Annotated in this window: 15 protein-coding genes; 10 read left to right on the top strand and 5 right to left on the bottom strand. The window is 66.2% G+C overall.

The annotated features are described in order from the left end of the window. Window positions 1–163: 163 nt before the first annotated feature. Window positions 164–994: a LysR family transcriptional regulator gene (locus tag LRC39_RS19480; protein ID WP_346295346.1), complete on the bottom strand. Its 831-nt coding sequence runs from the start codon at window positions 992–994 to the stop codon at window positions 164–166. 99 nt (window positions 995–1,093) lie between these two features. Here LRC39_RS19480 and LRC39_RS19475 point away from each other — a divergent pair, with 99 nt between their 5' ends. The 3 genes from LRC39_RS19475 to LRC39_RS19465 all read left to right on the top strand — a co-directional run bounded on the left by LRC39_RS19475 (window position 1,094) and on the right by LRC39_RS19465 (window position 2,800). Continuing rightward, window positions 1,094–1,846: an enoyl-CoA hydratase-related protein gene (locus tag LRC39_RS19475; protein ID WP_346295345.1), complete on the top strand. Its 753-nt coding sequence runs from the start codon at window positions 1,094–1,096 to the stop codon at window positions 1,844–1,846. A 137-nt stretch (window positions 1,847–1,983) separates the two neighbouring features. Beyond that, window positions 1,984–2,328, top strand: coding sequence for a DUF4189 domain-containing protein (locus tag LRC39_RS19470; protein WP_107346686.1), 345 nt, complete (start codon window positions 1,984–1,986; stop codon window positions 2,326–2,328). Between the two features lie 61 nt (window positions 2,329–2,389). Continuing rightward, window positions 2,390–2,800, top strand: a complete 411-nt coding sequence (locus tag LRC39_RS19465; RefSeq protein ID WP_346295344.1) for a DUF2000 family protein — start codon at window positions 2,390–2,392, stop codon at window positions 2,798–2,800. A 6-nt stretch (window positions 2,801–2,806) separates the two neighbouring features. On the opposite strand, the gene LRC39_RS19460 is transcribed toward LRC39_RS19465, so the two are convergent. Beyond that, entirely contained in the window at window positions 2,807–2,983 is a 177-nt protein-coding gene (locus tag LRC39_RS19460) for a hypothetical protein (RefSeq protein WP_346295343.1), read from the bottom strand. A gap of 202 nt (window positions 2,984–3,185) precedes the next feature. On the opposite strand from LRC39_RS19460, the gene LRC39_RS19455 reads away from it, so the two are divergent. The 5 genes from LRC39_RS19455 (at window position 3,186) to LRC39_RS19435 (ending at window position 8,030) form a co-directional block, all read left to right on the top strand. Next, window positions 3,186–4,325, top strand: coding sequence for a GGDEF domain-containing protein (locus tag LRC39_RS19455; protein ID WP_346295342.1), 1,140 nt, complete (start codon window positions 3,186–3,188; stop codon window positions 4,323–4,325). 69 nt (window positions 4,326–4,394) lie between these two features. After that, window positions 4,395–5,111 carry a TetR/AcrR family transcriptional regulator gene (locus LRC39_RS19450; RefSeq protein WP_346295341.1) on the top strand — a complete coding sequence of 239 codons (717 nt, stop codon included), beginning with the start codon at window positions 4,395–4,397 and terminating at the stop codon, window positions 5,109–5,111. Beyond that, the gene (locus LRC39_RS19445; RefSeq protein WP_346295340.1) at window positions 5,108–5,911 is read left to right on the top strand and encodes an HlyD family secretion protein; all 804 of its coding nucleotides are present in this window, start codon (window positions 5,108–5,110) and stop codon (window positions 5,909–5,911) included. The genes LRC39_RS19450 and LRC39_RS19445 overlap by 4 nt, the downstream gene beginning before the upstream one ends. Further along, window positions 5,908–6,861: an ABC transporter ATP-binding protein gene (locus tag LRC39_RS19440; protein WP_264053076.1), complete on the top strand. Its 954-nt coding sequence runs from the start codon at window positions 5,908–5,910 to the stop codon at window positions 6,859–6,861. Before LRC39_RS19445 ends, LRC39_RS19440 begins: the two co-directional genes overlap by 4 nt. Further along, the gene (locus tag LRC39_RS19435; protein ID WP_346295339.1) at window positions 6,858–8,030 is read left to right on the top strand and encodes an ABC transporter permease; all 1,173 of its coding nucleotides are present in this window, start codon (window positions 6,858–6,860) and stop codon (window positions 8,028–8,030) included. Before LRC39_RS19440 ends, LRC39_RS19435 begins: the two co-directional genes overlap by 4 nt. Window positions 8,031–8,068: 38 nt before the next feature. On the opposite strand, the gene bcsS is transcribed toward LRC39_RS19435, so the two are convergent. The 3 genes from bcsS to LRC39_RS19420 form a co-directional block, all read right to left on the bottom strand. Continuing rightward, window positions 8,069–8,968, bottom strand: coding sequence for a cellulose biosynthesis protein BcsS (gene bcsS / locus LRC39_RS19430; RefSeq protein ID WP_346295338.1), 900 nt, complete (start codon window positions 8,966–8,968; stop codon window positions 8,069–8,071). A 97-nt stretch (window positions 8,969–9,065) separates the two neighbouring features. Continuing rightward, window positions 9,066–9,323 carry a hypothetical protein gene (locus LRC39_RS19425; protein WP_107356539.1) on the bottom strand — a complete coding sequence of 86 codons (258 nt, stop codon included), beginning with the start codon at window positions 9,321–9,323 and terminating at the stop codon, window positions 9,066–9,068. Window positions 9,324–9,468: 145 nt separating this feature from the next. Beyond that, window positions 9,469–10,275, bottom strand: a complete 807-nt coding sequence (locus LRC39_RS19420) for a DUF72 domain-containing protein (RefSeq protein ID WP_346295337.1) — start codon at window positions 10,273–10,275, stop codon at window positions 9,469–9,471. Between the two features lie 252 nt (window positions 10,276–10,527). Here LRC39_RS19420 and LRC39_RS19415 point away from each other — a divergent pair, with 252 nt between their 5' ends. Together LRC39_RS19415 and LRC39_RS19410 are read left to right on the top strand one after the other, a co-directional pair. Next, window positions 10,528–11,664 (top strand): glycosyltransferase family 2 protein, encoded by a 1,137-nt coding sequence (locus LRC39_RS19415; RefSeq protein ID WP_346295336.1) that lies wholly within the window; start codon window positions 10,528–10,530, stop codon window positions 11,662–11,664. 7 nt (window positions 11,665–11,671) lie between these two features. Next, complete coding sequence (locus tag LRC39_RS19410) at window positions 11,672–13,168, top strand: glycosyltransferase family 39 protein (RefSeq protein WP_346295335.1); 1,497 nt, start codon at window positions 11,672–11,674, stop codon at window positions 13,166–13,168. The last annotated feature ends 81 nt before the right edge of the window (window positions 13,169–13,249 follow it).

Here is a 13,249-nt window from a genome sequence, read left to right as displayed (position 1 = left end):
TGAGGAGGCGCGGAGCGCCGTCTCGAACCATGCGCCGCAAGCCATGCGGCTCCTCATCCTTCGAGACGCCCGGCTTTGCCGGGCTGCTCAGGACGAGGACTCTAGGACCCTTGGTGAGGGCCAAGTCCGCTTCAATCAATGAAGCGCTCTAGCAAGTCGCCAGTCAGGCTCGCGCCTGCAGCCGCGTCGCGAGCTTTGCCGCAGCCTTGGCGCCGGCGGCCTGTTTCCAGATCAACGTGACGTCGCGCTGCAGCGTCAGTCCGCCGACGTCGAGCGCCCGCAAGTTTGCGTCGCCCCAGCTTGCCGGCGCCAGCGTGCAGCCGAGACCCGCGGCGACCAGCGCGGCGGCGGTGGATTCCTGCCGCGTCTTGGCGACGATCCGAAACCGCACGCCTGCCGTGCTGAGCAGCCGGCGGCCGGTGCCGACGAGTTCGCAGCTCTGACGCAACACGAAGGGTTGGCCGTCGAGGTCGGCTACCGCCACGCTGCGGCGGCCTGACCACGGATGATCAGGTCCGACGAATAATCGGAACGGCTCGCTCAGCAGCAGCTTGCGGTGAAGATTACGGTGCGGCGCGATCGACAGCGCCAGATCGAGCCCGCCGCTCGCCACCAGCTTTTCGAGCTCGTCGGCCGCCGCTTCGATTAGTTCGATCGCGTCACCATCGGCCGGCAGCAGTCGTGGCAGCCAATGGGCGGCGAGGCTCGGCAGCACGCCGAGCCTGAGCCGTGCCGGTGCCGGTCCGCTGAGTTCGCGCTTTGCCTCCGCCAGCGTCTGCAGCGCCATGCGCACTTTGGCTTCGAGCCGCTTGGCGCTCGGCAGGGCGCGGATGCCGCGTCCATCCGGCGCGAATAGCGCCGTGCCGAAGTCTCGCTCCAACCCTTTCAGGGCCTGCGACAGCGTCGGCTGGGTGATGCCGAGTTCTTTGGCGGCGCGTGACACTGAGCCGGCCTGCATCACGGCGAGAAAGTAACGCAGGTGCTGGACATTCATTGGAAAATCCAATCGATCTTTCTGAACGATCGATTTTACCAGATCCAGTTCGGGCGGCTAGATCGGCGCTGGCGTCGCGGCAGTCAGGGAGAAGCCGGTATGGTGGTGGCAATCGATCGTCAGGGCGCCATCGGCATCGTCACGCTGGATCGGCCGCTGGCCCGCAACGCGCTGTCGCGGGAAGTGATCAGGGAGCTGGCCGCGGCGCTCGATGAGCTGGAACGCAATGCTGCGATCGCCGCGATCGTGCTGACCGGCCGCGAGGTGTTCTGCGCCGGCGCCGACATTGCCGAGATGCGCGGTATCGATCTTGCGACGGCGCTAGCCGAGGATTTTTCCGGCTGCTGCGACCGGCTGGCCACCTGCACCAAGCCGCTGATCGCGGCGGTGGAGGGCTATGCCATCGGCGGCGGCTGCGAACTGATCGAGATGTGCGACCTGGTGATCGCCGGGGCCGGCGCCAAGTTCGGCCACCCGGAGATTGCGTTCGGTACGCTATCGGGCGGTGGCGGCACCCAGCGGCTGGCACGGGCGGTGGGGCGCGCCCGCGCGATGGATCTGATCCTGACCGGCCGGCTGATCTCCGCGACCGAGGCCGAGCGGATCGGCCTGATCAGCCGCGTGGTCGACGACGGCGCGGCGTACCAGGCTGCCTGCGAGTCGGCCAAACTGATCGCGACGCATCCGTTGCAGGCGGTGCGATTCGCCAAACAGGCGGTCGACTGCGCGGTCTCGGTGGGGCTTGCCGACGGGCTGGCGCTGGAGCGGCGGCTGTTTCACCTCAGCTTTACGACCGGCGAATTGCAGCCTCGGCTCGAGCGTTTTCTGGCGCGGCGGAGTCCGCACCGCTGATCGGCCAACTCATCGCGGGCGATTTGCGCTTCGTTCACCAAGTTGAAACGGCCGGCCGGATAATTTGGAACCCGGGTTGAACCTCGGGGGAGGGGACGTTGCGATTATTGATTGCCGCGTGGCGCAAAGCCGCGCTGATGGCTGTTGTGTGGATCGCGTGTTTGCATCTCGTTGCGCCGGCACATGCGGCTGGTGCGCTGGCGGTCGGCAAATGTGGCGCTTATGGCCAAGCCTTTGACTATCCGGCGGAGGCGGCCGCGATCGCCGCGGCGCGGCAGCGCTGCAAGGGCGAGTGCACCATGCTGACGATGCGCCGGGCCTGTGCGGCGCTGGCCGTCGACATGAGCAATCCCTGCGGCGCGCACGGCTACGCGGTGGAATCGAAGATTTCCTCTTCGCTCAACGCCGCGACCCGGCGCTGCTACGAATATGGCGGCAAGGAATGTGTGATCCGCGCCTGGGCGTGTGACGCCAAGGGCTGAGCGCTCTGATCTGAAACGATCGTGAACTGACAGGCCGGGACGGCCGCGCTATCAGCACGGCATGCAGTTCGATACCAAGATCGCGCTCGTGATCCGCACCGATCTCGAAGCCTGGCAGAAGCTGAACGTTGCGGCGTTCCTCACGTCGGGCATCGCTGCTGCATTCCCGGAATGCATCGGCGAACCTTATGAAGACGGCAGCGGAACGCCGTATCACCCGCTGATCGGTCAGCCGATCCTGGTGTACGGCGCCGATGGCGCAGGCCTGTCGCGCGCGCTGGAGCGGGCGCTGGCCCGCGACGTCAAGCCGGCGATCTACACCGAGGCAATGTTCAAGACCACGCACGATGCCGCCAACCGCGCGGCGGTGAAAGCGGTGGCGCGGGCCGATCTGCCGCTGGTCGGCCTCGCCGTCCGGGCCGATCGCAAGGTGGTCGACAAGATCCTCGACGGCCTCAAGTTCCACACCTGACGAGTGCTATTCCGGCATCGGACGCGGCCGCTCCTGGAGATCCTCGGCGCGATAGTTTTCCTTGGCGACCGTTTCGGTCAGCTGCTTTTCGGCAGTGCTGCGCGTCCGGTTGCGCATCAGCGCGTAAGCGATTGCGATCCCCAGCACGATGATTCCGATACCCCACAGCCATTCGGTGGACATGTTTTCTCTCCCTGGATGTCTGTCGGGACAATCCCAAGTGCTGTCAGGCGTTCCCGATCGTTCACCTCATCGGGCGCGGCTTAGCGGCTCGTTAGGCATTGCAGGTGGAAACCGTGGGCGGCGGAGCTGCATCAACGCATCGTAAGCGGCCGCGGGCGCAATGAGGGAACACGGCGACACCGCCGATTCCACGGACGCGAGCGTGACCGACCAGTTGCCCATTCCCCATGACCGCCGGACGTCCGATGCGCCGGATAGCGCCCATCCGATGCGCGGGGCCGGCGCTCGGCGGCGGTTTCTGATCGGGACGCTGCTGGTCAACCTTGCCGCGCTCTCGATCGACTTCGCCGTGCTCGATGCACCGCATCTGGCGTTTGCGCTGGGGCTGCGGCTGCTGCTGGTCACGCCGCTGGTGCTGCTCGCGCTGGTGCTCAACCGGCGGCCGGACGACAGGGCGATGCAGTCGGCCGTGCAGGCCACGGCCGTGCTGGCGTTCGCGCTGTCGGTGACGGCGATCGGCCAGTTCGCGCCGGAGCCGTTCGCCGGTCGCTACATGATGGCGGCATTATTCGTGATCTTCGCCGGTGCGCTGGTCTCAGCGCTGTCCTGGCTGGCCACCAAGATCATGACCGTCACCGGCACGGTGCTGTACATCCTGATCACCGTCACCGGCCTGCGCTGGCCGCCGGCCTGGACCAATATCGATCTGGTCGGGTTGTGCATCGTCACCTGCGTGATCGCGCTGCGCGCCCGCAAGCGGAAGGACGCGCAGATCGCCGAACTGGAGGCGATCCGCCGCAGTGATGCGCGGCTGAAGCGCGATCTTCGCCAGGCCAATGCGGCGCTGGAGCGGCTGTCCGCGACCGACGCCCTGACCGGCGTGTTCAACCGCCGCTATCTCGACGAACTGATCGAACAGGAGGCGGCTTCGATCGTGCCGTCGCTCGGGCAGAGCGTGCTGATGATCGACGTCGATCATTTCAAGCTGTTCAATGATCACGGCGGCCACGCCGCCGGTGACCGCTGCCTGCAGCAGATCGTCACTGCCGTGCGCCGCAACCTGCGCTCCTGCGATGTGGTGGTGCGCTATGGCGGCGAGGAATTCGCCGTGGTGCTGCCCGGACTCGATGAGGCCGAGCTGCACGAGACGGCCGAGCGGCTGTGCCATGCAGTCAGTGACCTCAAGATCCCGCACCCGGGCCTCGGGGGCGGCCGCGTCGTCACCATCAGCGTCGGCATCGCGCCTGCCATCCCGGCCGAAACCCTGGCCGATGCGATCCAGCGCGCCGACCAATCCCTGTATCGCGCCAAACGCGCCGGCCGTAACCGCGTCAGCGCCTGAACGATCGTGCTCCAAAGGGTGGAACGTCCGGATCTTGATTATGACTGACCGGTCAGTCATAATGTGTGGATGAAGCGTGCCTCAAACAGTCCGCCGATGTCTGCTCCCGTCGCTGCGAAGCGAGCTGCTGCGGCCCGCAGCTCCGCGTCAGCGGCCAAGCCAGCTTCGGAGGCGGAGGCGCTCTCGACGCGCGCCGCCAAGGCGGCGGAACGGCGCGCCGCAATCATCGAGGCGGCGCTGGATGAATTCACCGCGCGCGGCTTCGCGGCGACCCGGATCGATGACGTCGCCAAGCGCGCCGGCGTCGCCAAGGGCACGATCTATCTGCACTTCACCGACAAAGAGGCGATGTTTCAGGAGCTGGTGCGGACCGCGCTGGTGCCGACCATGCAGCGGCTGACGTCGCCGCCGCCGCCCGGCGTTTCGGCGCGGCAGATGCTCGAGACCTTCGCCGACGCTTTCGTGAACGATGTCGCGCAGACACGGCGCGGCGACATCCTGCGGCTGGTGATGGCGGAGGGCACGCGGTTTCCGTCGCTGGCGGAATTTCACTACCGCAACGTGGTCGAGCCGGGCGTCGCCGGCATTCGCCGCATCCTGGAGCTCGGCGTCGCCCGCGGCGAAATCGGCTCTGCGGCGCTGGCTCAGTTTCCGCAGCTCGCGGTCGCGCCGGTGGTGCTGTCGGTGATCTGGCAGGGGCTGTTCGGCCGGTTCGCGCCGCTCGACGTCCAGGCGATGCTGCGCGCGCATCTCGATCTGATTTTCGGCGAAAGGACGGCGTCATGACGCGACCCTCGCTCGTTTTGCGCGGCTGCACCGCGGTGCTGCTCGCGTTGGCACTCGCAAGCTGCGGCAAGGGCAACGATCCCGGTTATCAAGGCTGGGTCGAGGCCGATCTGATCTTCGTCAGCCCGGACGAATCCGGCCGCATTACCAAGCTCAAGGTGCGCGAAGGCGACGAGGCGAAGAGCGGCGAACTGATCTACACGCTCGACGACGACCTGCAGCAGGCCGACCTCAACCAGAATATGGCGACGCTCGCCAACGCCATGCAGACCTTCGACCGCGCGCAGTCGCTGTCGAAGACCGGCTCCGGCACCCAGGCCAATCTCGACGCCGCGGTCTCGACGCTGCGGGTCGCCGAAGCGCGGGTCGAGACCTCGAAGACACGGCTGGCGCGCCGCGAAATCCGCGCGCCGGTGACCGGCACGGTGCAGCAGATCTACTTCCGCGAAGGCGAGATGGTGGCGGCGCAGAAGCCGGTGCTGTCGATCCTGCCGCCGGGCAACATGAAGATCCGGTTCTATGTGCCGGAGCCGGAGCTGCCGAAGCTCGCGATCGGCGAGAAGGTGCGGGTGACGTGCGATAATTGCGCGGCCGATCTGTCGGCGGATATCTATTTCATCTCGACTACGGCGGAGTACACCCCGCCGGTGATCTACAGCCTCGATGAGCGCAACAAGCTCGTCTATCTGATCCAGGCGCGGCCCAACAAGCCGGTGAGCCTGCGGGTCGGCCAGCCGGTCAGCGTGTATTTGCCATCGGCTACCGCAGCGCCTTCGCCGGTCGCGGCCAGCAAGCCATGACCGACGCGCCGACCATCGCGGCCGATGCCCGCGACATCGCGATCGATGTCCGCGGCCTCACCAAGTCGTTCAACGGCCGCGAGGTGGTGCACGACCTGTCGATGCAGGTGAAGCGCGGCTCGATCTACGGCTTCCTCGGCCCCAATGGCTCCGGCAAGACCACGACGATCCGGATGCTGTGCGGGCTGCTGACGCCGGACCGCGGCGAGGGCAGCTGTCTCGGCTTCGACATCCGCACCGATGCGGCAAAGATCAAGCGCCGCGTCGGCTACATGACGCAGCGCTTCAGCCTGTATCAGGACCTGTCGGTGCGCGAGAATTTGGAATTCGTCGCCCGGCTCTATGGCGTGCCCGATGCGCGCGGCGCGGCGCGCGAGATGATCAAGCGGCTCGGGCTGTCAGGACGCGAGGAGCAGCTTGCCGGCGAACTCTCCGGCGGCTGGAAGCAGCGCCTCGCGCTCGGCGCCTGCACGCTGCCAAATCCGCAATTGCTGCTGCTCGACGAGCCGACCGCCGGCGTCGATCCGAAAGCCCGCCGCGACTTCTGGAACGAGATCCACGCGCTCGCTGCCGAAGGTCTCACCGTGTTGGTCTCGACTCACTACATGGACGAGGCCGAGCGCTGTCACGAGATCGCCTACATCGCTTACGGCCATCTGCTGGCGCATGGCACCGTCGATCAGGTGATCGCCGGCTCGCAACTCACCACCTGGGTCGCCACCGGCGAAGGCCTCGGCCCGCTGGCGCACGAGCTTGCCGACAAGCCGGGTGTCGACATGGTGGCTCCGTTCGGCACTAGCCTGCACGTCTCCGGCCGCGATCAGGCCGCGCTCGACCAGACGCTGGCGCCGTATCGCAACAACCCGCGGCAGAGCTGGCAGCACGGCGCGCCATCGCTCGAGGACGTGTTCATCGAGCTGATGAGCCGGTCGAAGGACAACTTCCAATGACCGCGGCCGGGGCCCATGCGCCGACGCCAGGCGCGCCGATCAAGGAGCCGCGGTTCGGCTTCCTGCGCCGGACCTACGCGATGCTGGTGAAGGAACTGATCCAGCTCAAGCGCGACCGTCTCACCTTCGCGATGATCATCGTGATCCCGGTGATGCAGCTGCTGCTGTTCGGCTACGCCATCAACACCACGCCGCGGCATCTGCCGACCACGGTGCTGCTGCAGGAGGATTCCGATCTCGGCCGCTCGATCCTGAAGGCGCTGGAGAACACCGCGTACTTCAAATTCACCCGCGAAGTGCACAGCGTCGCCGAATTCGATGATTTGCTGCTGTCCGGTCGCGTGCTGTTCGGAGTCGAAATCCCGCGCGGGTTCGAACGCGCGGTGCGGCGGGGCGACAAGCCGGCGATCCTGGTCGCGGCCGATGCCACCGATCCGGTCGCCGCGGGCTCGGCGCTGTCGGCGCTTGGGCAGATCGTGCAGACCGCGCTGATGCACGACCGCGTCGGCGGCGATCCCGCCAATCCGCCGTTCGAGATCCGCGCCCATGCCCGCTACAACCCGGCCGCCTCGTCGCGGCTCAACATCGTGCCCGGTCTGGTTGGCACCATCCTGACCATGACGATGCTGATCTTCACCGCACTGTCGGTGACCCGCGAGATCGAGCGCGGCACCATGGAGAACCTGCTGTCGATGCCGATCACGCCGGTCGAAGTGATGCTCGGCAAGATCCTGCCTTATGTCGGGGTCGGCTTCATCCAGGCGTCGCTGATCCTCGGCATCGGCGTGCTGCTGTTCGGGGTCCCGCTGCGCGGCAGCCTGGCGATGCTGGCGCTGTTGTCGACGCTGTTCATCACCACCAACCTTGCGATCGGCTACACCTTCTCGACGCTGGTGCAGAACCAGCTGCAGGCGATGCAGGCGTCGATGATGTTCTTCCTGCCGTCGATCTTGCTGTCCGGCTTCATGTTCCCGTTCGCCGGCATGCCGATCTGGGCGCAGTATATCGGCGAGTGCCTGCCGCTGACGCATTACCTGCGCATCGTCCGCGCGATCATGCTGAAGGGCTCGACGCTGGAGAACCTTCAGTACGACGCGCTCGCACTGCTGACGCTGATGCTGATCGCGATGACCATCGCCGTCACCCGATTCCGCCGCACGCTCGACTGATCGCGTCAGCGTTCGCGATCAATTGCGGCTTGGACCGGCTACCGCCTCAGCGATGCGCCGAGGCGGCTGTAGATGCCGCTGCGGCCATAGCTGTCGCGCACGTAGCCGGCGGCCGCCGACCATTCCATCGCCGCCATCTCGAAGCAGGTGAGATGGATGCCGATCCGGGTCTGCCGGCTGAACTCATCCGAGGAGCCGGACATCTCCGGCCCAACCCAGAACGCGTCGAACATGCGCCAGCCCGCGGCCAGCCGTGCCCCGTAGCTGCCGGCGATCGTGCTGGCGTAGAACGATGACGACAGCATCGTCTCCGGGGTCGGCTCGGCCCAGCTCTCCAACGCGATACGCACGCCGCCATGGGTGCCGCGCCAGCGCTGCTCGCGGTAGTCGGGCATCGAGGCGCGGTTCTCGAGATCGGGGCCGGCGAGGATCTTCAGCTCGAACGCGCCGGATTTGAAACGCCAGCCCGCCAGCACCGAGGCGCGGGAAATGTCGTTGATATAGGTGAAGCGCCCGGCCTGGTAACGCTCCAAAGCTTCCGACGCCATCAGCCGGACCACCGGGCCATTCTCGGCAGCGCCGCCGCCGAACCATTCGAACCCGCCGTAGAGCGAGGCGCCGTTGCGCCACAGATCGTAGCCGCCGAACAGCAGCGACGCATGTTGTCCGCCGCTGAACCGGTCGGCGGCCAAGTCGGCCAAAGGAGAGAAGTTGCTTCGACCGGCCGGGAGGTCGCCGGTTAGTCCCTCGTCGTCATCGGTATCGACGCTCGCGATGTCCGGCGGGGTCACCGCGCCGAGATCGAACGAGGGCGGCGCCGGAAGGTCGAACTCAGGCTCGTCGAGCGAGGGATCGAAGGTCTGGGCGGTGGCGCAGCCGGCTTGCGCGATCAAGACCGCGACGAGCCCGAACGCGCTCACCACCCAGCCGAAACGCATCGCCACTACTCAGGTAATCAACTAATACGTGACAATATTTACGTATTAAAGTCCTGGTTGTGGCGACTGTCTAGTACGTTGTAGGGTTGTCGATCGATTAGTCCGGCTGCGGATCGTGTTGGTCGCGGCGTGCGATTGCGTGTTCGAGCGCCACTGCGAGCTGACGATCGATATCGGCCATGCCGTCGATATAGGCTTCGGACAGGGACAGGCCCTGTGGTGCGTTCGGGGCGGCGCGGGCTTTGGTTTCGAAATGGTGGCGCAGAATCGCCGGCGACGGATGCGACTTGATCAGCGCATTGGCGAAGTTGACCAGCGCCTTGATCTGTCCGTTCATGAAGTCGATCTTGTCCATCCGAAAACGGATCCTTTTGTTGATGTAGTACATGTGCGCGAGCCTAGCCCGGCACCGTCAGCTAACCTATTGATCGGCCGCAACGCCTTGCGGTGACGCAATGTCGCGCGTCACGTCCGCTCAGTTGTTCGCGTACCGCCGCAATTTAGCCGACGAGTTTGATCAATTCCATCGCTGCGGCGGGTGCGCGTACCTTGCCTTCGTGAATCACATAGGCGAACACGTCGCGCTTGCGTGGCTTTGCCGCTGCCGCATCGACCTTCGGCAGATCGTCGGGCTCGCCGCCATCGGCCCAGCGCTGCAGCCGCTGTGCCCATGTGGCAAGCGCTTTCGCCGGATAGCCGGTGGCGATCTCGTCCTTGCCCTTTTGCAGCCGTGCGTAGACGAAATCACCTGTGATGTCGGCGATCTCAGGATAGGTCGCGTGCTCGGAGTACACGACCGGAATCTCGTGCTCGCGCAGCAGCGCGATGAACGCCGGCGTCTTGAAACTGTCATGTCGAACTTCGACGACATGCCGTAGTTTGCGGCCGTCGATCTCGCGCGGCAGCAGCTCGAGAAATCTGCCGAAGTCAGCCTCGTCGAATTTTTTCGTCGGCGCGAACTGCCACAGCACCGGGCCGAGCCGGTCGCCGAGCTCGAGTACGCCTGAATGGTAGAACCGTTCGACACTGTCGCCGGCTTCCGCCAGCACCTTGCGGTTGGTGGCGTACCGCGGCCCCTTCAGTGAGAACACGAAGCTCTCCGGTACCTCGCTGGCCCATTTGCGGAAACTTTCCGGCTTCTGCGAGCCGTAAAAGGTGCCGTTGATCTCGATCGAGGTCAGCTTGGAGGCGGCATATTCCAGCTCTCGCCGCTGCGGCAGTTTGTCCGGATAGAACACGCCGCGCCACGGCTCGTAGGTCCAGCCGCCGATCCCGATCCGGATGTCGCCTGCCTGAGCTTTCTTCATGTCTGACCCCTTGCGAAAGTTGCACCCCGTTCCTATCTTGGTTGCAACGGCGACGTCGATGCTTCGAACCGGAGCGTGCGACGCCGAGACGACCACTGAATAGTAGGGAGCGCCGGATGTACGCGCACCTGTTGTTCGTGGTCGTTGACCTTTTTGGGGTGCCATAGCCACCCGATTTCAAAACATTTCTGATCCAAATCGCCCGGGGCTCGCCTTGGCAGAGCTCGTGTGCGCCGCTATACGCATGGCGCGATGATCGATGCTAGCCCAGCCGCGGTCGCGACCCGTGCCCAGCCCGCGGCGGTTCCGCTGCAGCTCTCGGTGGTCGTCCCGACCTTCAATGAACGCGACAATGTCGAGCTGCTGTTCCGAAAGCTGGAAGCAGCGCTCGTCGGCGTGGCCTGGGAGGTCATTTTCGTCGACGACAATTCTCCCGACGGCACCTGGCAGGTGGTCCGCGAGATGGCGCGCCGCGATCCGCGCGCGCGCTGCATCCGCCGGATCGGCCGGCGCGGCCTGTCCGGCGCCTGCATCGAAGGCATCCTGGCGTCCGGCGCCCCCTATGCCGCGGTGATGGACGCCGACCTGCAGCACGACGAAACCCAGCTCGCCAAAATGCTGTCGCTGCTGGAGAGCAATGCCGCCGATCTCGTGATCGGCAGCCGCTATGTCGAAGGCGGCAGCGCCGACAGCTTCAACCGCCAGCGCGCCGGGATCAGCTCGATCGCCACCCAGGTCGCCCAGAAGGCGCTGAAGATCGAGGTTGCCGACCCGATGAGCGGCTTCTTCATGATCCGCCGCGACCGCTTCGAACAGCTCGCACCCGAGCTCTCGACCCAGGGCTTCAAGATCCTGCTCGACGTGATCGCGACCGCGCGCGGCAGCCTGCGCATCGTCGAGGTGCCGTTCACCTTCGGCTCGCGGCTGCACGGCGAGAGCAAGCTCGACTCGATGGTAGCCCTCGACTTCCTCGGCCTGGTGCTGGCGAAGTTCAGCCACGACGTGCTGTCGCTGCGCTTCATCCTGTTCGCGCTGGTCGGTTCGACCGGTGTGGTGGTGCATTTCGTCACGTTGTTCGTCGTGCTGAAGGTTTTCGAGCAGCCGTTCGCCGAGGCGCAGGGCGCCGCCGCACTGGTGGCGATGACCAGCAACTTCATCCTCAACAATTTCCTGACCTATCGCGACCAGCGGCTCAAAGGCTTCGCGATCGTCCGCGGCCTGCTGCTGTTCTATCTGGTCTGCGGCGTCGGTCTGCTCGCCAATGTCGGCGTCGCCTTCGCGGTGTACAACGAGCACATCACCTGGTGGTTGGCAGGCGCGGCCGGTGCGCTGATGGGCGTGGTGTGGAACTACGCGATGTCCGGCCTGTTCGTCTGGCGTAAGCGATGATCGGCCGATGAGCGACGCGATGCGGCGTCCCGCTGTCGCCACGATTCTGGTCGTGGTCGGTTTGGTTGCACTCCGGCTGCTCGCCGCGGCGGTCACGCCGCTGACCTTCGACGAGGCGTATTACTGGACCTGGTCGAAGAATCCCGCCCTCAGCTATTTCGATCACCCGCCGATGGTGGCGGTGGTGATCAAGCTCGGCACGCTGATCGCCGGCGACACCGAATTCGGCGTCCGGCTGGTGTCGATTCTGCTGGCGCTGCCGATGAGCTGGGCGGTGTGGCGCGCCGCGGTTCTGCTGTTCGACGACGAACGCATCGCCGCCACCGCAACCGTGCTGCTCAACGCCACCATGATGGTGTCAGCCGGCACCACCATCGTCACGCCGGACGCGCCGCTGCTGGTGGCGTCCAGCTTCGTTCTGCTCGCTCTGGCGCAGGTTGCGGCGACGGGCAGGGGCGTGTGGTGGCTGGCGGTCGGCGTCGCGGTCGGGCTCGCGCTGCTGTCGAAATACACCGCGCTGTTCTTCGGTCCGGCGATCCTGATCTGGCTGCTCTGGGTGCCGCAGCTGCGGCGCTGGCTGCTGTCGCCGTGGCCGTATCTCGGCGGCGTGGTCGCGTTCGCGCTGTTCTCGCCGGTGGTGATCTGGAACGCGCAGCACGAGTGGATTTCCTTCGTCAAGCAGTTCGGCCGCGCCAAGCTCGGCGGGTTCGAGCCGCATTACGTCGCCGAACTGATCCCGACCCAGTTCGTGCTGGCGACGCCGTTCGTGTTCATCCTCGGCGTGATGGGCCTGATCGCGCTCGGCAAGCGCAGCACCGGGCCGGCAGCGTCCCGGGTTCTGGTTGCCGCCACGGTGTGGACGATCGCGCTGTATTTCACCTGGCAGGCGCTGCACGACCGCGTCGAGGCGAACTGGCTGAGCCCGCTGTATCCGGCGTTTGCGCTCGCCGCCGCAGTCGGTGCCGCCTACCGGCACTGGACGCCCGGCATCGCCCGCGTGGTGACGGTTTGCCGGCGCTGGGCGGTGTCGACCGGCGCGGTGCTGTTCGCGCTGGTGGTGGTGCAGGTCAACACTGGTGCGCTGACCGGCTATCGTCGCGACGCCACGGTGCGGTCGGTCGGCGTCGGCGTGCCGCAGATGGTGGCGGAGATCGATCAGGTGCGGCGGCGGATCGGCGCGAGCTGCGTGCTGACCGACGATTACGGCACCACGGGCTGGCTGGAGTTCTATCTGCCGCCCGGCATCTGCGTGGTTCAGCGCGGCGAACGATTCCGCTGGCTCGCGGCGCCGGCGCCGACGGCCCAGCAATTGGCGGGCCCGCTGCTGCTGGTCGGCGTCGACAACGCCGCAGCGCGCCCGGATATCCAAGCGGCGTTCGGCAAGATCGAGCGGGTCGGCGCGGTTACCCGCTCGCGCGGGCCGCTATTGGTCGATGCGGTGGCGCTGGACGCGCTGTCGGAGCCGAAGGGGCCGATCCTCGATTTCCGGCCGCCGATCTATTGAGGCGACGGGCAGGTCCTCGGCAAACGTGCTGACCTGCGGTGGCCGGGTGTGCTAGAGCCTGGAGCCGATCCCCACCTCCCG

Source organism: Rhodopseudomonas sp. P1, from assembly GCF_039642825.1.
GTDB lineage: Bacteria > Pseudomonadota > Alphaproteobacteria > Rhizobiales > Xanthobacteraceae > Rhodopseudomonas > Rhodopseudomonas palustris_H.
Note: the sequence above shows the minus strand (reverse complement) of the source record. Positions and strands in the feature narration are given on the sequence as shown.

Coding starts and splice junctions, on each gene's coding strand:
- LRC39_RS19480 (WP_346295346.1), bottom strand. CDS start 994: ATGAATGTCCAGCACCTGCGTTACTTTCTCGCCGTGATGCAGGCCGGC.
- LRC39_RS19475 (WP_346295345.1), top strand. CDS start 1,094: ATGGTGGTGGCAATCGATCGTCAGGGCGCCATCGGCATCGTCACGCTG.
- LRC39_RS19470 (WP_107346686.1), top strand. CDS start 1,984: ATGGCTGTTGTGTGGATCGCGTGTTTGCATCTCGTTGCGCCGGCACAT.
- LRC39_RS19465 (WP_346295344.1), top strand. CDS start 2,390: ATGCAGTTCGATACCAAGATCGCGCTCGTGATCCGCACCGATCTCGAA.
- LRC39_RS19460 (WP_346295343.1), bottom strand. CDS start 2,983: ATGTCCACCGAATGGCTGTGGGGTATCGGAATCATCGTGCTGGGGATC.
- LRC39_RS19450 (WP_346295341.1), top strand. CDS start 4,395: ATGAAGCGTGCCTCAAACAGTCCGCCGATGTCTGCTCCCGTCGCTGCG.
- LRC39_RS19445 (WP_346295340.1), top strand. CDS start 5,108: ATGACGCGACCCTCGCTCGTTTTGCGCGGCTGCACCGCGGTGCTGCTC.
- LRC39_RS19440 (WP_264053076.1), top strand. CDS start 5,908: ATGACCGACGCGCCGACCATCGCGGCCGATGCCCGCGACATCGCGATC.
- LRC39_RS19435 (WP_346295339.1), top strand. CDS start 6,858: ATGACCGCGGCCGGGGCCCATGCGCCGACGCCAGGCGCGCCGATCAAG.
- bcsS (WP_346295338.1), bottom strand. CDS start 8,968: ATGCGTTTCGGCTGGGTGGTGAGCGCGTTCGGGCTCGTCGCGGTCTTG.
- LRC39_RS19425 (WP_107356539.1), bottom strand. CDS start 9,323: ATGGACAAGATCGACTTCATGAACGGACAGATCAAGGCGCTGGTCAAC.
- LRC39_RS19420 (WP_346295337.1), bottom strand. CDS start 10,275: ATGAAGAAAGCTCAGGCAGGCGACATCCGGATCGGGATCGGCGGCTGG.
- LRC39_RS19415 (WP_346295336.1), top strand. CDS start 10,528: ATGATCGATGCTAGCCCAGCCGCGGTCGCGACCCGTGCCCAGCCCGCG.
- LRC39_RS19410 (WP_346295335.1), top strand. CDS start 11,672: ATGAGCGACGCGATGCGGCGTCCCGCTGTCGCCACGATTCTGGTCGTG.